General features: G+C 68.8%; 16 protein-coding genes and 1 tRNA gene (1 of these 17 running past the window's edge). 7 read left to right on the top strand and 10 right to left on the bottom strand.

All coding sequences use genetic code 11. The features are described from left to right. The 6 genes from QK291_RS08190 to QK291_RS08215 all read right to left on the bottom strand — a co-directional run. Positions 1 to 20: transfer RNA gene (locus QK291_RS08190), tRNA-Asn, on the bottom strand; it reaches 153 nt to the left of the window's first position. 115 nt (positions 21 to 135) lie between these two features. After that, entirely contained in the window at positions 136 to 2,079 is a 1,944-nt protein-coding gene (dnaG, locus tag QK291_RS08195; protein WP_282380721.1) for a DNA primase, read from the bottom strand. 73 nt (positions 2,080 to 2,152) lie between these two features. Further along, positions 2,153 to 3,442 (bottom strand): deoxyguanosinetriphosphate triphosphohydrolase, encoded by a 1,290-nt coding sequence (locus QK291_RS08200; protein WP_282380723.1) that lies wholly within the window; start codon positions 3,440 to 3,442, stop codon positions 2,153 to 2,155. Further along, positions 3,435 to 4,616 carry a tRNA dihydrouridine synthase DusB gene (gene dusB, locus QK291_RS08205; protein ID WP_282380725.1) on the bottom strand — a complete coding sequence of 394 codons (1,182 nt, stop codon included), beginning with the start codon at positions 4,614 to 4,616 and terminating at the stop codon, positions 3,435 to 3,437. Before dusB ends, QK291_RS08200 begins: the two co-directional genes overlap by 8 nt. A 65-nt stretch (positions 4,617 to 4,681) precedes the next feature. Continuing rightward, on the bottom strand, positions 4,682 to 6,121 hold the full coding sequence (locus QK291_RS08210; RefSeq protein WP_282380727.1) for a YibE/F family protein: 1,440 nt from the start codon (positions 6,119 to 6,121) through the stop codon (positions 4,682 to 4,684). A gap of 93 nt (positions 6,122 to 6,214) precedes the next feature. Further along, a complete protein-coding gene (locus tag QK291_RS08215) occupies positions 6,215 to 7,588 on the bottom strand; it encodes an FAD-binding oxidoreductase (protein WP_282380730.1) in 1,374 nt (457 codons plus the stop codon). A gap of 280 nt (positions 7,589 to 7,868) precedes the next feature. Between QK291_RS08215 and QK291_RS08220 the strand changes: the two genes are divergently transcribed. Genes QK291_RS08220 through QK291_RS08235 form a run of 4 tightly spaced genes read left to right on the top strand, consistent with a single transcriptional unit; the run spans position 7,869 to position 11,850 of the window. Then, entirely contained in the window at positions 7,869 to 8,627 is a 759-nt protein-coding gene (locus QK291_RS08220; RefSeq protein WP_348994565.1) for an alpha/beta fold hydrolase, read from the top strand. Then, entirely contained in the window at positions 8,627 to 9,502 is an 876-nt protein-coding gene (locus QK291_RS08225; protein WP_282380732.1) for a DUF1295 domain-containing protein, read from the top strand. Before QK291_RS08220 ends, QK291_RS08225 begins: the two co-directional genes overlap by 1 nt. 1 nt (position 9,503) lies before the next feature. Continuing rightward, the gene (locus QK291_RS08230; RefSeq protein ID WP_282380734.1) at positions 9,504 to 10,358 is read left to right on the top strand and encodes a lysophospholipid acyltransferase family protein; all 855 of its coding nucleotides are present in this window, start codon (positions 9,504 to 9,506) and stop codon (positions 10,356 to 10,358) included. A 49-nt stretch (positions 10,359 to 10,407) separates the two neighbouring features. Next, complete coding sequence (locus QK291_RS08235; protein WP_282380736.1) at positions 10,408 to 11,850, top strand: TIGR00366 family protein; 1,443 nt, start codon at positions 10,408 to 10,410, stop codon at positions 11,848 to 11,850. Positions 11,851 to 11,955: 105 nt separating this feature from the next. Here QK291_RS08235 and QK291_RS08240 read toward each other — a convergent pair whose 3' ends face one another. From QK291_RS08240 to QK291_RS08250, 3 genes are all read right to left on the bottom strand, one after another. Continuing rightward, on the bottom strand, positions 11,956 to 13,005 hold the full coding sequence (locus QK291_RS08240) for a GNAT family N-acetyltransferase (protein WP_282380737.1): 1,050 nt from the start codon (positions 13,003 to 13,005) through the stop codon (positions 11,956 to 11,958). 2 nt (positions 13,006 to 13,007) lie between these two features. Next, positions 13,008 to 14,393 (bottom strand): glycine--tRNA ligase, encoded by a 1,386-nt coding sequence (locus QK291_RS08245; protein ID WP_282380739.1) that lies wholly within the window; start codon positions 14,391 to 14,393, stop codon positions 13,008 to 13,010. 184 nt (positions 14,394 to 14,577) lie between these two features. Beyond that, positions 14,578 to 15,570, bottom strand: a complete 993-nt coding sequence (locus QK291_RS08250) for a DMT family transporter (protein ID WP_282380740.1) — start codon at positions 15,568 to 15,570, stop codon at positions 14,578 to 14,580. Between the two features lie 33 nt (positions 15,571 to 15,603). Here QK291_RS08250 and QK291_RS08255 point away from each other — a divergent pair, with 33 nt between their 5' ends. After that, positions 15,604 to 15,840, top strand: a complete 237-nt coding sequence (locus tag QK291_RS08255; RefSeq protein WP_282380741.1) for an RNA-binding S4 domain-containing protein — start codon at positions 15,604 to 15,606, stop codon at positions 15,838 to 15,840. Positions 15,841 to 15,900: 60 nt separating this feature from the next. On the opposite strand, the gene QK291_RS08260 is transcribed toward QK291_RS08255, so the two are convergent. Beyond that, on the bottom strand, positions 15,901 to 16,551 hold the full coding sequence (locus tag QK291_RS08260) for a phospholipase (protein ID WP_282380742.1): 651 nt from the start codon (positions 16,549 to 16,551) through the stop codon (positions 15,901 to 15,903). Positions 16,552 to 16,645: 94 nt separating this feature from the next. On the opposite strand from QK291_RS08260, the gene QK291_RS08265 reads away from it, so the two are divergent. Continuing rightward, complete coding sequence (locus QK291_RS08265) at positions 16,646 to 17,497, top strand: SGNH/GDSL hydrolase family protein (RefSeq protein WP_282380847.1); 852 nt, start codon at positions 16,646 to 16,648, stop codon at positions 17,495 to 17,497. Between the two features lie 106 nt (positions 17,498 to 17,603). Further along, positions 17,604 to 18,227 carry a hypothetical protein gene (locus tag QK291_RS08270; protein WP_282380743.1) on the top strand — a complete coding sequence of 208 codons (624 nt, stop codon included), beginning with the start codon at positions 17,604 to 17,606 and terminating at the stop codon, positions 18,225 to 18,227. Positions 18,228 to 18,361 lie beyond the last annotated feature (134 nt).

The following is an 18,361-nucleotide window of genomic DNA, read 5'->3' on the forward strand; positions in this document are numbered from 1 at the left end:
GCCAATTGAGCTAAGGAGGAATGAAGCGGATATAAGCCTAGCAAACTCCCTGCCAGGAAGTGAAATTGCCCCTGCGTGACTCGCTGCGGGACGACGCCCCGCGGAACAACACGGCGGGCCGACCGGGCTCGGAGGTCAGGCCTCCGCGCGCAGGGACCGCCTCTGCATCTCCAGCTGCATGAGCTCGCGGTTGAGCCGCTGGAACTCCTCCGGGTCGGCTGTCGCGTCCAGCCGCTGCAACTGTCCCATCTTCTCGGCTTTGACCTTGGTGATCTGCAGCTCGAACAGGCGCGCCAGAATGTCCTTGCAGTAGCGCACGACGCCGTCCGCGGTGCTGGCCGGCAGCGGGACCACCGCCAGCTCGGACACGAGCGGTCGCAGCGGCTCGGGCACCTCCTGCAGCAGCTGTTCCACCCACCGCACCGGATCACCCGCGAACGCCAGCCCGGTGGCCCGGATGGCCTCGTGGATGGCCAGGTACGCCGGCGTCGAGAATCTCGCCTCGGAGAAACGCTGCCAGGTCTCGCCTTCAAGCATCCCGGGCTGCTGGAGGGCAACCTCCAGCGCCTGCCGTTCCATTGCGGCCACGGGGTCGCGCGGGTCGGGACGGTTGAAGGACGGCAGCGTGGCCGACCCGGTCAAGGGAGCCACCCCCGGCGCGGATCCCCCGCCGGTCACCGTTGCGTACCCGGAGCTCTGGCCGCGGCCCTGGTAGGAGCCGGAACCGGCTCCGCCCGACGGCGCCTGGGCGGCACGCTTGGCGGCAGCGCCCACGGCCCGGCTGACTTCCTCGACCGGCATGCCCAGCCAGCCGGACAGTTCCCGGGCGTACGCCGGACGGATGCCGGCGTCGCGGATCTGCGCGACGACCGGGGCGGATTCCCGTAAGGCGGCGATCCGGCCCTCGACCGTGTCCAGGTTGTGCCGTTTCAGCGCGGCACGGATGGCAAATTCGAACAATGGACGGCGGGTGGCGATCAGGTCCCGGACGGCGGCGTCGCCCTTGGACTGACGCAGCTCACAGGGATCCGCGCCGTTGGGCTCCACGGCCACGTAGGTCTGCGCCACGAACCGCTGGTCCTCCTCGAAGGCCCGCAGGGCCGCCTTCTGGCCGGCCGCGTCGCCGTCGAAGGTGAAGATGACTTCGCCGCCGCTGCCGTCGTCGGAGAGCAGGCGGCGGGCAATCTTGATGTGTTCGGTGCCGAAGGCCGTGCCGCAGGTGGCCACCGCGGTGGTGATCCCGGCGAGGTGGCAGGCCATCACGTCGGTGTAGCCCTCCACCACAACGAGCTGACGGTCCTTGGCGATGCTGCGCTTGGCGAGGTCGATCCCGTAGAGCACCTGCGACTTCTTGTAGAGCGCGGTCTCGGGGGTGTTGAGGTACTTGGGGCCTTGGTCGTCCTCGTAGAGTTTGCGGGCACCGAAGCCGATGGTGTCCCCCGCGATGTCGCGGATGGGCCAGATCAGCCGGCCGCGGAACCGGTCGTAGATCCCCCGCCCGCCCTCGGAGAACATTCCCGTGAGTTTGAGTTCGGGATCCGTGTAGCCACGGCCGCGGAGGTGTTTGAGCAGCGAGTCCCAGCCCTGCGGGGCGTAGCCGACGCCGAACTGGTCGGCCGCGGCGCGGTCGAAGCCGCGGTCGTGCAGGAAGGTCCGGCCCTCGGTGGCTCCGGGGGTCAGCAGCTGGGCGCGGAAGAACTCGTCCGCGACCTTGTGGGCATCGATCAGCCGCTGCCGGCGGCCGACGTCCTCGCGGTTCGGTCCGGAGCCGCCGTCCTCGTACCGGAGTTCGAAGCCGATCCGGGCGGCGAGCTTTTCGACGGCCTCGTGGAAGGAGGTGTGGTCCAGTTTTTGGACGAAGGAGATGACGTCGCCGTCCTCGCCGCAGCCGAAGCAGTGGTACCTGCCCACCTGGGGGCGGACGGTGAAAGAGGGCGATCGCTCGTCATGGAAGGGGCACAGTCCCTTGTAGGAGCCCAGCCCCGCCCCCTTGAGGGTCACGTAGCCGTCGACGACTTCCTTGATGTCCGTACGCTGGCGTACTTCGTCGATATCTTGACGTTTGATCAGGCCGGCCACAGTGCCATCCTAGTACCGCGCCCCGACAGGACTGGCGCATAGCAGGGCACTGCGGGCAAGGTCACCAGGGCCGTCACCACAGCGAGGGCAGGCTGCCCACGAGCCGCTCGTACATGGCCAGCGCGGAACCGTCGGTCAACGACGCCACCTGGTCGATCACGACACGCAGCCGCGCGCCGTCGTCCTCCGCGTCGCGCCAGTCGGCGGCGAACATCGGCTCCAGGTGGCGGTCCGCGGTGGCGCTCAGGGCCGTCACGAGGGCGTGCAGGACCTCGCGCTGGCGCTCGTAGATCGGCCGCCGGTGTTCGGTGGTCATCACGAAGGTGGTGGCCAGGCCCTTCATCACGGCGATTTCCATCACGGTTTCTTCCGGCACGATCAGCTCCGCGTTGTAGCGGGTCAGGTTCTCCGGGCCGTAGACAGCGCGGGTGGACGCCAGCGCGCTCTGGCAGAACCTGCCGATCAGCTGGCTGGTCATGTCCTTGAGCGCCGCCATGGACTTGCGGCTGCCGTCGGCCTCGCGCACCCAGACGGCGGTCGCTTCCAGCCGGGCCAGGGCCGCATCAATCGCGGCCGGGTCGTTCTGCGGCAGATACCACTGCTTGGCGTAGCCGACCACCCGGGCCCGGTGGTCCGGATTGTCCATCCAGCGCAGCTGGAAGTGCCCGGCGACGATGGCGTCCTCCACGTCGTGCACGGAGTAGGAGATGTCGTCGGCGAGGTCCATGACCTGCGCTTCGAGGCAGGAGCGGCGCTCCGGGGCGTCCTCGCGGATCCAGTCGAAGATCGGCAGGTCGTCCTCGTAGGCGCCGAACTTGCTGGTCCGCTCCCCGTGGATGACGGGCGCGTTCGCCGCCGACCACGGGTACTTCGCCGCGGCGTCTAGGCTGGCGCGGGTGAGGTTGAGCCCGGCGGGGCTGCCATCCGTGGTGAGGACCTTGGGCTCCAGCCGGGTCAGCAGGCGCAGCGTCTGGGCGTTGCCTTCGAAGCCGCCGATGGCGTGGGCGACCTCGTTCAGGGCCGATTCGCCGTTATGGCCGAACGGCGGGTGGCCGAGGTCGTGGCTGAGGCAGGCGGTGTCCACGACGTCGGGGTCGCAGCCCAGGGCACGGCCCAGCTCGCGGCCCACCTGGGCCACTTCGAGGCTGTGGGTCAGGCGGGTCCGGACAAAGTCGTCGGTGTCGGGTGCCACGACCTGGGTCTTGGCACCGAGCCGGCGCAGCGCCGAGGAGTGCAGCACCCGGGCCCGGTCGCGTTCGAAGTCGGAGCGGTACGTGGACTTGGGCGGTTCCTCCACCCAGCGGGCGGTGTCCCGGGCGACGTACCCGTCGAGCACGGGGGCGGTGGTCCTGGTTTCAGCCACCGGACACGTCCAGTTCCGCGTGGCTGATCTCACGCGACTGGGCGGCGTCCATGTTGCGGTCCAGCAGCCAGTCCTTGGGCAGTGCGGGCTTCTTGGGCGAGCCGGCCCGGCCGCGGGGGCCCTCGGCGTCCCCGCCGGGGTACGGCGAGTCCAGGTCCAGCTGGTCCAGGGTGTCGCGCAGGACCTCCAGGCTGGTCACCATGGCTAGTTTGGTCCGCAGTTCACTGCCGACGACGTAGCCCTTGAAGTACCAGGCCATGTGCTTGCGGATCTCCCGGAGCGCCTTGCCTTCATCGTTGCCGAACGTCTCGACCATCAGTTGCGCGTGGCGGTACACACCTTCCGCCACCTGCCGCAGGGCCGGTTTGTGGCGGGCGTCGCTGCCTTCGAAGGCGGCCATGAGGTCGCCGAACAGCCACGGGCGGCCCTGGCAGCCGCGGCCCACCACAACACCGTCGACGCCGGTCTCGCGGACCATGCGGATGGCATCCTCGGCGGACCAGATGTCGCCGTTGCCGAGCACCGGGATGTCCGGCAGCGCCTCACGCAGCCGGGCAATCGCGGACCAGTCGGCCTGGCCGGAGTAGAACTGGGCGGCGGTGCGGCCGTGGAGCGCGACGGCGGCGACGCCGGAATCGCGGGCGATCCGGCCGGCGTCGAGGTAGGTCAGGTGGTCCTCGTCAATGCCCTTGCGCATCTTGATGGTCAGCGGGACGTTGCCCCGGGAGGCTTCCTTGACCGCGGTCTGCACGATCGAGGTGAACAGATCGATCTTCCAGGGCAGGGCCGAGCCGCCGCCCCGCCGGGTGACCTTGGGCACGGGGCAGCCGAAGTTGAGATCGATGTGGTCCGCCCGGTCCTCCTCGACGAGCATGCGGACGGCCTGGCCGACCGTGACGGGGTCCACACCGTAGAGCTGGACGGACCGGACCTTCTCGTCGTCGTCGTGGGCGATGATGCGCAGGGATTCCGGCGTGCGCTCCACAAGGGCGCGGGAGGTGACCATCTCCGCGACGTACAGGCCGCCGCCGTATTCACGGCAGAGCCGGCGGAACGCGGAGTTGGTGATCCCCGCCATGGGCGCCAGGATCACGGGGGTGTCCACCGTGATGGGGCCCAGCTTCAGGGGCGGGAGTTCCAGCTTGGCGGCGGGAGGGGTAGCTACAACAGTCACCTGTTCATTGTCTCAAAGCCGGGCAAATCGGCCGGATCCGCTCCCGCTATGTGGAAAACCCCGGGTCAGTCCGGTGCGGCAGCGCGCCGCCCGCGGCGCCCTGCCGGCGCCGCTGCGAAGGCACCGTCGGGGGCGGCATCGGTGACCCCAGGCCTGCTCCCGGCGGAACCCCCGGCCCGGGAGCCGGCGTCGTCCGCTGCGCCGGCGGGGGGAACGACGGCGGCGCTGCGGCCCGTTCCCGCGGCCCCGCCGGGGGCCTTGATACCGGTTGCCTTCACCACAAGGACCGCGATCACCGTGGTGACCGGGATCGCCAGGACCAGTCCGACGGAGCCGACCAGGGTCCGGATCACTTCCTCGGAGAGCTCGGCGCTGGTGAGCGCGTCACCGAGCGGCCGCTCGTAGAGCATCACCAGGATCAGCACCGGCAGGGCCGCGCCGGCGTAAGCGAACGCGATGGTGTAGACGGTCGAGGCGATGTGGTCCCGGCCGATCCGCATGGCGGAGGTGAATAGCTGGCGTGCCGAGGTTTCCGGGGCCAGTTCCCACAGTTCCCAGACGGCCGAGGACTGCGTGATGGTGACGTCGTTGAGGACGCCCAGTCCGGAAATGATGAGGCCGCACAGGATGATGCCGGAGATGGAGATATTGCCCGAGATGTTCGCGAGAGTGGCGGAATCGTGGCTGCCGACGCCGGCGAGGTTGGCGGCGTCGGTGGCCCAGGCCGCCAGCAGCGCGGTAATCGCCAGGCCGAACATGGTGCCCAGCAGCGCCGTCGAGGTCCGGGCGGAGAAGCCGTGGGCGAAGTAGAGCACCCCGATCATGATCACCGTGGACCCCACCAGCGCCAGCAGCAGCGGCGGCTTGCCCTCCACCAGCCCCGGGAGCATAAAGGACACCAGCACACCGTAGGCGCCGACGAGCCCGATCAGCGCGCGCAGCCCGCGCCAGCGCGCCACGGCGATCACGACGGCGGCGTAGAGCACCGCGAGGAAAATGATCGGCAGGGTCCGGACAAAGTCGACGAAGACATAGGCCGGCGTGCCCTGCGCTTCGGCGCCCTGGACCTTCGAGAGGTTCAGGTAGCGGATGTTGTCGCCGACCTTGACGCCGTGTGACTTGGCGACGTCGGGGTTGATGACGACCTTGACGGGGTTGCCGCCCTTGTCCGGGACCGTGAACGCAAAAGTGCATTCCGATCCCTGCTGCGGGGCCGCGTCCATCCCGGCCTGTCCCGGCGGGAGGGCGTCCATGCAGCTGCCGGTGACCACGCGCTGGATCTTGCCGGTGTCGAATGTGACGCCCGGCGCGGCCGCGTAGGGGCTCGCGAGCGTGATCCCCTCCTTGCTGCCCGAGGGCCACAGCAGCGCCATCGCCACGAGGGTCAGCAGCGTCAGCGGGATCAGGATGGCGGCCAGGATGAGGTTGGCCCTCTTCCGTGCAACGAGCGACTGGGGTGTCGGATGCGCGTGTCCTTGCGGGGTGTGTGAATGTCCGGCGCCCATCAGCAGTTCAACCTCATGCCGAAGACTTTACGGCGTTTCCCGGCCCGGACCTGACGCATGACGTGCCGGGACGCCTGCCCGGCGCCGGGCGGGCTAGGCGGGCGGGATGTTCTGGTTGACGTGGAAGAGGTTCTGCGGATCGTACTTCGCTTTGACCTCCCGCAGGCGCTGGTAGTTCGGCCCGTAGTTTTCCGCAACCCGGCTGAGGTCGTCGCCGTCCATGAAATTGATGTAGCCGCCGGGAGCCGAATAGGGCCGCAGCGCGGCCGCGTAGCCCCGCACCCAGGCGATGTTTGCCTCGTTCTCTGCGGGGTCCATCCACTGCGCCGCGATCACGGGCGAAAACTTCACGTTCCGGTTGGCGAACGCCGTATCCGTGGCGCCCACCCGCTGGACAGCGCCATCGATGGGGTAGATATGCACCGCGGTTTGCACACTGGGGACCTTAGCGCCGTGTTCGATGTGCGCGGCGATGGCTCCGTCATTGAGCTCCGCCAGGAAATCCGCTTTCCAGTACGCCTGCATGCCGGGGGGCTGCAGCGGGTCGAAAGCTGTGTTCAAGGCGGGGTACGGCATGGGCCCCACCATGGATCCCGCCGGCTGCGCGACGTCCAGGAACGGCTGCCAGCGCGCCGGTCCTTCCGCCGGATCGCCGGTCCACATGCCGACGACGACGCACACCGGCTTGCCATGCCACCCCTCGGGCAGGAACGGCACCGGCGGGCCCTGATGGAAGGCGAGGAAGGCGCCGAACTCCTCCGGGGCGGTGGCCATGTGGTCCCGGTAAAACCGTGCCACCGTCTCCGCATGCTCGATGGGGTAAATGATGATGCCGGCGTGGACCATGTCTACGGGGTGCATCCGGTATTCGAATGACGTCACGACGCCAAAGTTCCCGCCGCCGCCGCGGAGTGCCCAGAACAGGTCCTCGTTGTCGCTTTCGCTGGCGGTAAGGAACTTTCCCTCGGCCGTGACGACGTCGGCCGAGAGGAGGTTGTCGCAACTGAGCCCATATTTGCGGCTTAGGTAGCCGATGCCGCCGCCGAGGGTCAGCCCGGCGATGCCGGTCGAGCCGACAATGCCACCAGGCGTTGCCAGCCCGAAGGCATGCGTCGCGTGGTTGAAGTCGGCCCACGTCGCACCGGCCTCCGCGCGCGCCGTCGCGGCTGCGGGATCGATCCGGACGCCCGTGGTCTTTGAGAAGTCTATGACCAGGGCGTCATCCCACGTCCCAAAGCCGGGCGCGCTGTGTCCTCCTCCGCGGACCGCCAAGTCAAGGGAGTTGTCCCTGGCGAAGTTGACGCAGGAAATGACATCGGCCACCTGGGCCACCTGGGCCACCGCTGCCGGCCTCTTGTCGATCATGCCGTTGAAGACCGCGCGCGCCGCGTCGTAGCCGGCGTCGGCGGACGTGATGACCTGCCCTCGGACTTGCTCGCGCAGGCTATCGAAGCTGATTCCGTTCATTTTTTGTACCGTCGATTTCGTCGTGGTTTCCGACCCGGACGGTCACGTGTGCTCCCAGCCGGCATGGCGCCCGGAGGTTTACGAGCACAGGCTTACTCCTCCGCTTTTGCTCCGTCAAGGGGAATTAGCCGGCACCGGAGTCCCCGTCCGCCCGTTCGGGCGGCGCCCGCGGCACACGCCCGTCCGCCGCCGCCAATCTTTCGGGCCAGCCGCTCCGAATGTTCACTGCGGGCCCTGCGCCCTATGGTTGGAAGTGACGGACAAGATGTGGAGGATTGGCGTGGCCATACGCAAGATCGACGACCGCGAACCTGAGCCGGCGGGCTCCGGGGCGGACGCCAAAGCCGTTTTGAGCATTGCCCGGGCCAGCGGCGAGACCCGGGGTGTCGCCCTGGTGCTGCACGGCGGGCGGTCCAAGAGCTTCGAATCCGTCCGCGGCAGGCACCTGAGTCCCGCCCGGATGCTGCCCTTCGCGCGGGCACTTCAGAGCGGCGGCGCACGCAACGGGCTGGCCGTCTGGACCCTCCGGAACCGGTACCGGGGCTGGAACGGGAAGGACATGTCCCCCGTCCAGGATGCCCGCTGGGCGCTCGCCCACATCAGCCGCGAACATCCCGGCGTTCCCGTTTACCTCCTCGGCCACTCGATGGGCGGACTGACCGCGCTCTGCGTCGCGGACCACCCCCAGGTGGAGGCCGTCGTCGCGCTGGCGCCCTGGCTCGATGCCCAGACCCCGGTGGAGCGCGTGGCCGGCCGCCGGATCCTGATTGTCCACGGCACCAAGGACCGCTGGACCAGCCCCGCGAACTCGCTCGCCTACGCCCGCCGGGCAGACGGCGTTGCCAAGTCAGTTGATTACGTCGCGCTCAAGGGTGCCGGGCACTTTATGTTCCGCCGGGTGGGCCTGTGGAACTCGCTGGCCAACGGCTTCATCCTCGACGCCTTCGACGCCAGTTCCGGCCGGGACCTCGGGCGCGGCGCCGATGCGTTCCGCAGCCTCCTGCCTGCCTCCGGCGCCGGCCTGCCGGTCGTGCTGTGATGCCGGACTTTCCGCTCAGCGTTTTCCCGTTGGGGGCCTTCCTGGCCAGCCTTCCGTGGGTGGCGGCGGGCCTCGTGGTGCTGCTGGCCGGCACCTTCGCCGTCGCCGTCCGCCAGAGCCGGCATTCGATCATCGACACCGTCTGGGGCCTGGGGTTCGTCGTCGTGGCCGCCATCTCCTGGTTCCTCTCGTCCGGACAGGGCGACGGCGGCCGCCGCCTGCTGCTTCTGGCGCTCGTGGCGGTGTGGGGCATCCGCCTCGCCCTCCACATCGGCCTCCGCGCCCGCGGCGGCCACGAGGATCCGCGGTACGTGGACCTGCTCTCCCCGGCCCCCGGGTCCCGCAACGTCTACGCCCTGCGCAAGGTCTACCTGCCACAGGGCCTGATCCTGTTCTTCGTCTCGCTCACCGTCCAGGTGGGGATGTTCAGCACCGGCAGCCTCGGCTGGCTGGCCTGGCTGGGCGTGCTGCTCTGGGTGGTCGGCTTCGTCTTCGAGACCGTTGGCGACCGGCAGTTGGCACAGTTCAAGGCCGATCCGGCCAGGCGCGGCACCGTGCTGGACACCGGGCTCTGGCGCTACACCCGCCACCCGAACTACTTCGGCGATGCCGCCGTCTGGACCGGGCTTTTCCTCGTCGCCGCTGATTCCTGGCCGGGGGCTCTGACTGTCCTCTCCCCGGCCCTGATGATCTGGCTGCTCGCCGGCAAATCCGGCAAGCCGCTCACCGAGAAGGCCATGTCCGCCCGCCCCGGGTACAGGGAATACGTGGAATCCACCTCGGGCTTCCTTCCCCTGCCGCCGCGCCGGCCGCGCGGCCGCGGGCACCGCCCCGGTGCACACCAGCCGGACCGGCACCAGCAGGACGGCCGCTAGAATGCCGTGGCGGCCCCGGCCCAGCGACCGTTTCTACCGCGTCATCGTCCGCACCGGACTGGCGCTGCGGCGGCTGTTCCGGATCCGGGTCATCGTCACCGGACGCGAGCACCTCCCGGCGCAGGAACCCCTCGGCCATGCCCCGCGCGGCTCCTCCCGCCGCGTCGTCCCCGGCCGGGGCGCCGTCGTCGCCATCACACACTTCGGGTACCTCGACTTCGCGTTCGCCGAGCTGCTGCTGTGGTGGCATGCGAGGGCCCAGATGCGCTTCCTGGTCACCCAGGCGGCGGCCGACCACTGGTTTGCCGGGCCCGCAGTCAGCGCCGCCGGGCACGTCGCGGTGGGGTACGACTCGGGGTCCCACGCCTATGACGCCGCCGTCGCCCGGCTCCGGGCCGGCGAGTACATCGCGATCCTGCCCGAGGCCGGCGTGAGCCGCAGCTTCCGGGTGCGGGAATGCAAGACCGGTGCCGTGCGGATGGCCGCCGAGGCCGGGGTGCCCATCATCCCCGTGTCCGTCTGGGGCGCCCACCGGCTGATGACCCGCCGCCACGGCTTCTCCCCGGCCCGCGCCTGGCGCGCCCCCGTCCGGATCCATGTCGGCGAACCGGTGGCCGTTGACCCGGCCCAGGACGCCCGGCAGACCACCGAAGCACTCCGCCGGGCCCTCCAGGCCGGGATCGATGCCTGCATCGCCGACTTTCCCCTCACGCCTTCCCCGGGCGCGTGGTGGATGCCGGCCGACCTCGGCGGCGGAGCACCCACCGACGAGGAACGGCAGCGCCTGGATGAGGCCGAGGGTCCGCGGCGCGCCGGCGGCCGGCGCCGATATGCCCGGTTACCACGGTCGTCCTGACTAAACTCTCCCGGGTACAAAATCGCACTCAATGGAGAGGTACCCCTCTGTGGCAAACACGGTCCTGACGACCAGCGGAATCGGCGAAGAACGCGGTCTCGCCCGGATAGCCCAACGGATGGCGGCGTGGACCGAGAAATGGTTCCCGGACGCCTACATCTTCGCCCTGGCCGGCGTCATCATCATCGCGGTGGCCGCCCTGGCCATCGGCGCCTCGCCCCAGTCCATCGCTGATTCCTTCGGCAACGGGTTCTGGGACCTGACAGCGTTCACCCTGCAGATGGCCATGGTGGTGCTGACCGGCTACGTCGTGGCCACCTCCCCACCCGTGGCCAAACTGATCAACCGGCTGGCCCTCATCCCGGCGACCGCCCGCACCGCCGTGAGCTTCGTGGCGCTGATGTCCATGTCGGTGTCCTTCCTCAACTGGGGCCTCAGCCTCATCTTCGGCGGCCTGCTGGCCCGCGCCATCGCCCGCCGCAAGGACCTGACCGTGGACTACCGCGCGCTCGGCGCCGCGGCCTTCATGGGCCTCGGCGCGGTCTGGGCGCTCGGCCTGTCCTCCTCCGCGGCGCAACTGCAGGCCACCGCGGCCTCGCTGCCGCCGGCCCTGCTGAAGATCACCGGCATCCTGGACTTCGGCACCACCATCTTCACCTGGCAGTCGCTGCTCACGCTGGCCATCCTGATGGCACTGACCACGGTGATCGCGCACTTCTCGGCCCCCGAGGGCGGCTCGATCCGCACCGCGGAGGACCTCGGCGTCGACCTTGACGACGAACCGAGCGAATCGGAGCCGCGCTCCCGCCCGGGCGAATGGCTCGAATACAGCATGATCCTGCCCATCCTCGCCGGCATCCTGACGCTCGGCTGGCTGGTCTCGCAGTTCCTGACCAAGCCCTTCCTCACCGTGGTGAGCAGCCTCAACGGCTACCTGCTGGTCTTCCTCATCCTGGGCCTGGTGCTGCACGGGACCCCGCGGAACTTCCTCCAGGCAGTCACCAAGGCCGTCCCGGCGACGGCCGGCATCCTGGTCCAGTTCCCGCTCTACGCCGCGATGGCCGCGATCCTGACCAAGGCCACCGGCCACGGCGGGATGACCATCTCCACGCATCTGGCCGAATTCTTCACGGAAATCGGCAGCGGCGGTGGCTTCGCCGTCGTCATTGCGCTGTACACGGCCCTGCTGGGCCTGCTGGTCCCCTCCGGCGGCGGCAAGTGGCTCGTGGAGGCACCCTATGTGATGCAGTCCGCCACCGATGTGCAGATGAACCTCGGCTGGACCGTACAGATCTACAACATTGCCGAGGCCCTGCCGAACCTGATCAACCCCTTCTTTATGCTGCCGCTGCTGGCGGTGCTGCGGCTGCGGGCCCGCGACCTGGTCGGCTTCACGTTCCTGCAGTTCGTCTTCCACCTGCCGGTGGTGCTGCTGCTCGTCTGGCTGCTGGGGATGACGTTCGACTTCGTTCCCCCGGTGATGCCCAAGTAGCCGGCGAGGTTTTGCTAACTGCGCCGAACGCAAACTGACCCGCAGCTGTGGCCGCTTTAACGCTTCATAACGGCCACAGCTGCGGGTCAGTTGGGTTAAGGGTGCCTACGCCGGGTCGGAGAGGACCAGGGTCTCGGCGCCCTGGACGCGGGCTTTGCCGCTTTCCAGCAGCGGCTCGACGACGGCGCGCAGCGCCTCCATCGAGTCGTCCAGTTCCAGCAGCACCGGGTGCTGGAACGCAATCAGCGCCAGCAGATCCCGGACGGCGGCCTGCGCCTCCTCCGCGGAGAGTTTCGGCTCGTGGCCCAGGAACACATCGGTGGGCTGGCCTGCCGGGGCAGCGCCCTGCCCTGCTGCCTTGTCCCCTGCTGATCTGTCCCCTGCCGTCTTGTCCCCTGAAGGGTCTTCCGCGGGGGCCAGTTCGGCGTAGCTGATGGCAAACGCCTCAAGCCGGCCCTTCCTGCTGGCCGGCACGCCCTGGCCGAAGGCGCTGGCCTTCGGCGCCCGCAGCACAATGGCACCGTGGGCCCCGCTGAGCTCGTCGAGGAACAGCCGCTGGACCGTGCCGATGCTCAACTCCCCGGGGCTGTCCCAGCCGTGCACGGAGGTGTAGTACCGGCCCACGACGTCGCTGAGTTCCACCGACCCGGTGGCCAGGTCCTCGACCTGCTCGGAGGCGGCAGCCTCGGAACCGTCACCGAAAACCGGCAGGCGGAGGGCGCCGGGTTCGACGACGACGAGCCTGGAGCGCTGGATCGGGGCCAGCCCCGCCGCCTCGGCGAAGGTTGCGCCGGGCGTTCCCGGTTCCACCTTGGTCCGGAGCCGGGAAACGCCCGACGGCGACTGCGCCGCCTCGTGCCGGAGCATGGTCAGCAGCGTGGAGCCGACACCGGTGCGGCGGTGCTGCCGGTCGACCTCGATGTAGGCCCAGAGCCGTTCCGGATGCAGTGATGCCTCGTGGACGACGCCGGCCGCGACCGGGATGGCCACGCCGTCGACGACGTCCTCGGCCACGATGCAGCGGCGCCACGGCTTGTTCCCCGACGGGGCCAGGGTGCCGCGGAACTGCCGGGCCTGCTCGGTTTCGGGCCCGCCCCAGATTTCCAGCAGGGCCAGGTCATCGCCGTCGCGCCATTGACGGTATGCGATCGCCACGGTCAGGCGCCGATCAGCCGTGCGGCCAGATAGCCCTCCACCTTGTCCAGGGACACGCGGTCCTGGCTCATGGTGTCGCGTTCGCGGATCGTGACGGCCTGGTCGTCCAGGGTCTCGAAGTCCACGGTGATGCAGAACGGGGTGCCGATCTCGTCCTGGCGGCGGTAGCGGCGGCCGATGGCGCCGGCGTCGTCGAACTCAATGTTCCAGCTCTTGCGCAGCTGGGCGGCGAGGTCCTTGGCCTTCGGGGACAGGTCCTCATTGCGGCTTAGCGGCAGCACGGCTGCCTTGACCGGGGCCAGGCGCGGATCGAGCTTGAGCACCGTGCGGATGTCGACGCCGCCCTTGGCGTTGGGCGCCTCATCCTCGGTGTAGGCGTCGATCATGAACGCCATGAAGGAGCGGGTGAGGCCGGCCGCCGGCTCAATCACATAGGGGATGTAGCGCTCGTTGGTGACCTGGTTGAAGTAGCTCAGGTCCTGGCCGGAGGCCTTGGAGTGCGTGGACAGGTCGAAGTCCGTGCGGTTGGCGACGCCCTCGAGCTCGCCCCACTCGGAGCCGTGGAACCCGAAACGGTATTCGATGTCCGTGGTGCCCTTGGAGTAGTGGCTGAGCTTTTCCAGCGGGTGTTCGAAGAAGCGCAGGTTTTCTTCCCGGATGCCGAGGCCGGTGTACCAGGACATCCGCTCCTTCATCCAGTACTGGTGCCACTGCTCGTCGGTGCCGGGTTCGACGAAGAACTCCATTTCCATCTGCTCGAACTCACGGGTGCGGAAGATGAAGTTGCCCGGGGTGATCTCGTTGCGGAAGGACTTGCCGATCTGGCCGATCCCGAACGGGGGCTTCTTGCGCGAGGTGGTGAGCACGTTGGAAAAGTTGACGAAGATGCCCTGGGCCGTTTCGGGGCGCAGGTAGTGCAGGCCCTCTTCGCTGGCTACCGGGCCGAGGTAGGTTTTGAGCAGGCCGGAGAATTCCTGGGGTTCGGTCCATTCGCCGCGGGTGCCGCAGTTGGCGCAGGCGATGTCCTTGAGGCCGTTCTCGGCGGGACGGCCTTTCTTCTCCTCGAACTCTTCCTCGAGGTGGTCGGCGCGGTAGCGCTTGTGGCAGGAGAGGCACTCGACCAGCGGGTCGGAGAACACGTCGACGTGGCCGGACGCTTCCCAGACCTGGCGCGGCAGGATGACGGAGGAATCCAGGCCGACGACGTCTTCGCGGCCGCGGACCACGGACTGCCACCACTGGCGCTTGATGTTTTCCTTCAGCTCAGCGCCGAGGGGCCCGTAGTCCCAGGCAGAACGAGAGCCACCATAGATTTCACCGGCCTGGAATACGAACCCCCGGCGCTTGGCGAGGGAAATGATCTGGTCGAGGACGGATTTTGCTGCCATGGGAACTCCACTTTCTACAGGGCCGCTGGGTGCGGTCCGCGGTTTCAGCCCCGGGACCCCGGCTGGTTGCCGGACGGGGCACTACAAAACGCAAATTTTAGGCACGAACCCTGCTCACCGCACCAAGCCCACATCCCGGACGGGGTGCTGGCTGATGGCGGTGCAGGAAGCTGCGCCTCCTAGCCTACCGGCCTGTCGGCTCCCGGCGCCGCCGGCCCAGGGCACCCTTGGGCCAAGGCAGACTGGCGAGCACAATTGCGGCGAGGGTCAGGAGGGTCCCGAGCACGGTGGGCAGCGCCACCACGGTGCCGGGCGCCGGGAACGCCAGGTCCAGTCCCAGCGAGCCCAGCAGCTGGCCCGCGATCATGCCGAGTCCGGTCACCAGCACTCCCAGGCTGCGGACCAGCAGGGCCCCGACGCCGATAAAGACACAGCCCATGGGCCCGCCCAGGTAGTACCACCACTCCCCCGGCAGCGGGTTGCCCGGACCCGCGACGGCGGTCTTGACCAGCCAGGCGGCCCAGAGCATGACCGCGCCGGCGACGAAGTTCATCAGGGTCGCGGCGATGGGCGTGCCGTAATGCACGGCGGCGGTGCCGTTCATGGCCTGCTGGAAGCTCATCAGGAAGCCGGCAAGCACGGGAAGCAGCACCGGAACGACCAGCTCCGCCGCCCCCGGCCCGGCGCCGGAGAAGCGCGGCGATACGGCCCAGGCGACGGCGGCGACGGTCAGGATGCTGCCGATCACCCGGATGCCGGTGATGGATCTCTTGCCAGCCGGGCCGATCCCCATCCGGTCCACGAGCAGCCCGCTGAGGGTCTGCCCGGTCACGGAGGCGACAGTGAACAGGGCAACGCCCAGCAGACCCACCGTGAAGGACTGCGCGAAGACGAAGAACCCGCCGATGCAGCCGGCCAGAACGTAGTACGGCGGGAATTTCCGTTCCCGGACCGCCGGCAGGATCGCCCGAAGCCCGGCCCGGCCCCGTGGCAGCGCCAGTGACACGGCGAACATCAGCACCAGCCCGGTGGTGAAGCTCACCACTGCGGCGGCGATTCCGTCCGCGAGCGCCACGCCGAGCGCGCCGTTGATCCGGCCCTGCACCGGCATGAGCAGCCCCGCTGCCACCGCGAGGGGCAACCCGGCGAGGAACGGAAGCCGCGGCTCGTGCGTCATTGTTGCCACTTTCTGTCAGGCATCATTACTTGTATGAGCAACCCGGAAATTGAAGAGATCCCCATCCGCGACGACATGATCCGGCTGGGCCAGCTCCTTAAGCTGGCCAGCCTGGTCGAAGACGGGGTGGAGGCCGCGGAACTGATCAAGAGCGGGCTCGTGAAGGTCAACGGTGAGATCGACGAGCGCCGCGGCCGCCAGCTCCACCACGGCGACACCGTCACGGTGAACAACCGGACCGTGCGGATCAGCACGCCCGCCGGGGCCTGACCCCGCCGTCGGACACCGGGCGGTTGGCCGACAGACGGCCGGCCGCCCGGCGTCGTACGGCTACTTGGTCAGCACCCCGTGGGTGAGGAACTCGGAGACGTGACCGATTTCCTGCTGGTTAATGCCGTGCCACATCCCGGTGTACAGCACCTTGGTGAGCTTCACGTGCTTGCGTACCCAGCCCATGGTGAACTCGATCTTGTCCGGCGTGATCACCGGATCCTGCTGGTCGCGGCCCCAGAACATCGGCACCGTCCCGTCCAGTTCGGCGTCGTGGAAGCTGGGGTCGCTTCCGGCGTCGACGACAAAACCTGACAGCCCGACGACGGCGGCATAGTCCGCGGGCCGCCGCCGCAGCAAGGTGGTGGCCAGCGCCATGCCCATCGAGAAGCCCAGCAGCGTCACGGAGGTGTGGTGCGGCCGGACCGAATCCAGCCAGTCCTCCACGTACGAGGCGGACTCCTTGACCGCGTCCAGGGAATACTCGATCGATGCGGTCAGCGGAAACCAGGTGAATCCGGCGCCGGATACCATCGGGGCGCGCACCGAGGCCACCGCAAATTCCTGCGGGAGCATGTCCGCCAGGCCCAGGAGATCCTCTTCGTTGGCCCCGTAGCCGTGCAGCAGGAGCAGGAGCGGCTTTCCGGCACGCTCCTCCTCGGGCTTGGACCATAGGACAACGGGGGCGGGGAAGGCAGCGGCTTGAGTCATGGCTCCATTCTTGCAGTTACCCGCAGGTAACAACCTACGGTGGCGTAGCTTTGCAGGAACAGTGCACGATAAGAAGGTGAGCGAAACCGAAGCCATGGAGAACTCTCCAGAGAACGCCTTGACCCACCCCTGGACCCGCTATGTGGCCATGGGAGACTCCTTCACGGAAGGCATCGGCGATCCCGAACCGGCGAATCCGGGGGGTTACCGCGGCTGGGCGGACCGGGTGGCCGAGGAGCTCAGCCGCGGGCATGAGGGCTTTGCCTATGCCAACCTCGCCGTCCGGGGCCGGCTCCTGCAGCAGATCGTGGACCAGCAGCTGGCCCACTGCCTGTCCCTGCGGCCTGACCTGGTGACGCTGTCCGCCGGCGGGAACGACCTGATCCGCCCCGGCGGTGATCCGGACGCCCTGGCCGAGAAGCTGGACTCGGTGGTGCAGATCCTCAGCCTGGCCGGCGCCACGGTGGTCCTGTTCAACGGCCCCGACACCGGTTCCTCCGTGCTGGGCCGGGTGCGCAGCAAAGTCGCCATCTACAACGAGAACCTCCGCACCATCGCGGCCCGCCATGACGCCGTCATCGCGGACATGTGGTCCCTGCGGCAGCTGAACGATCCGCAAATGTGGGATGCGGACCGGCTGCACTTTTCGCCGCTGGGTCATCACACCATCGCGGCCATGGTCCTGGATTCCCTCAACGTCGAACACACCCTGGAGCCGCTCTCCCCCAAGCCGCTGCCGCAGCGCAGCTGGCGGCAGGCACGCTCCGGAGATCTGGTCTGGGCGCGCGAATACTTTGTGCCCTGGGTGGTCCGCCGGCTCCGGCACCGTTCCTCCGGCGACGGCGTCACGGCCAAGCGGCCGCTCCCGGGCCCGGTCTTCGGCCCCGGAATGCCGCTCGGTTCGGGCGAGGGGCGGCCCGGCGCCGAAGAGCCCGCGCGCTACTGACCGGGGTCCTGCCGGGCACGTGGGTGCCCGGGTGCCGGGGGCCCGGGCACTACAGTCCAAGTGCGGGCGTTAAGCTGGGGGAACACTTCCTGAGAGGCCCGGTACCGTGAACAATCTGTTCTTTTGGATCATCGTTTTGTCATTCCTGATCCCGATCGCGATGCGCTATTACAAGAAGTCTGTGCGCGGCCGGAACCAGAACCAGGGTACGCCCGGCGGCCCGGACCAGTTCGGGCAGTTCCCCGGCGACGCTCCCGGCCCGTATCCGGGGCAGCAGAACAAGCAGCCTCGGGACGGTTTTACCCAGCGGGACTATTACGGCGCCTTCGGCCAGCTCGGCGCTCCCCAGCAGCCCGCACCGCCTGCCAACCAGCCGTACCCCGGCCAGCAGTACCCGGGCCAGCCTTACCCCGGCCAGCAGGGCTACCAGTCCCCCGTCCCCTACGAGGACAGCCCGGGGTACCCCGGCAACCAGGCCCGGCCCTTCCCGCAGCAGGACGCGCAGCAGTTCAACGCCCCCCGGCCCAATGCTCCCCAGTCGAACACCCCCCAGTCCAACACCTGGCAGCCCGGCAGCCAGCAGCCGTCGGGCCCCGCGGTGCCCCCGCCGCCGTCGGCCCCGCAGGGCTTCCGGGCCCGCAAGCTCGCGGAACTGGACCAGCGGTACAGCGAAGGCGAGCTATCCATGGAGGACTACATGGCCCAGCGCACGGAGATCATGAAGGGCTGACCCTACTACACAGCAACGCGGGGTCAGTCCGCGCCCAAGATCCGGTACCGGATGGGCGCGGAGTGACCCCGCGTTGTTCGTTTGTTTAAGGCGGACCGGCTCAGCTAGGACCGGGGTGGGTTCCGGGCGGCTGG

Source organism: Arthrobacter sp. AL12, from assembly GCF_029960645.1.
Classification (GTDB): Bacteria; Actinomycetota; Actinomycetes; order Actinomycetales; family Micrococcaceae; genus Arthrobacter.

Bases quoted from the DNA above. Each gene is read 5' to 3' on its own strand.
- QK291_RS08215 (WP_282380730.1), bottom strand. From the start codon at position 7,588: ATGAACGGAATCAGCTTCGATAGCCTGCGCGAGCAAGTCCGAGGGCAG.
- QK291_RS08225 (WP_282380732.1), top strand. From the start codon at position 8,627: ATGCCGGACTTTCCGCTCAGCGTTTTCCCGTTGGGGGCCTTCCTGGCC.
- QK291_RS08250 (WP_282380740.1), bottom strand. From the start codon at position 15,570: ATGACGCACGAGCCGCGGCTTCCGTTCCTCGCCGGGTTGCCCCTCGCG.
- QK291_RS08265 (WP_282380847.1), top strand. From the start codon at position 16,646: ATGGAGAACTCTCCAGAGAACGCCTTGACCCACCCCTGGACCCGCTAT.
- QK291_RS08230 (WP_282380734.1), top strand. From the start codon at position 9,504: ATGCCGTGGCGGCCCCGGCCCAGCGACCGTTTCTACCGCGTCATCGTC.
- QK291_RS08245 (WP_282380739.1), bottom strand. From the start codon at position 14,393: ATGGCAGCAAAATCCGTCCTCGACCAGATCATTTCCCTCGCCAAGCGC.
- QK291_RS08255 (WP_282380741.1), top strand. From the start codon at position 15,604: ATGAGCAACCCGGAAATTGAAGAGATCCCCATCCGCGACGACATGATC.
- QK291_RS08210 (WP_282380727.1), bottom strand. From the start codon at position 6,121: ATGGGCGCCGGACATTCACACACCCCGCAAGGACACGCGCATCCGACA.
- QK291_RS08260 (WP_282380742.1), bottom strand. From the start codon at position 16,551: ATGACTCAAGCCGCTGCCTTCCCCGCCCCCGTTGTCCTATGGTCCAAG.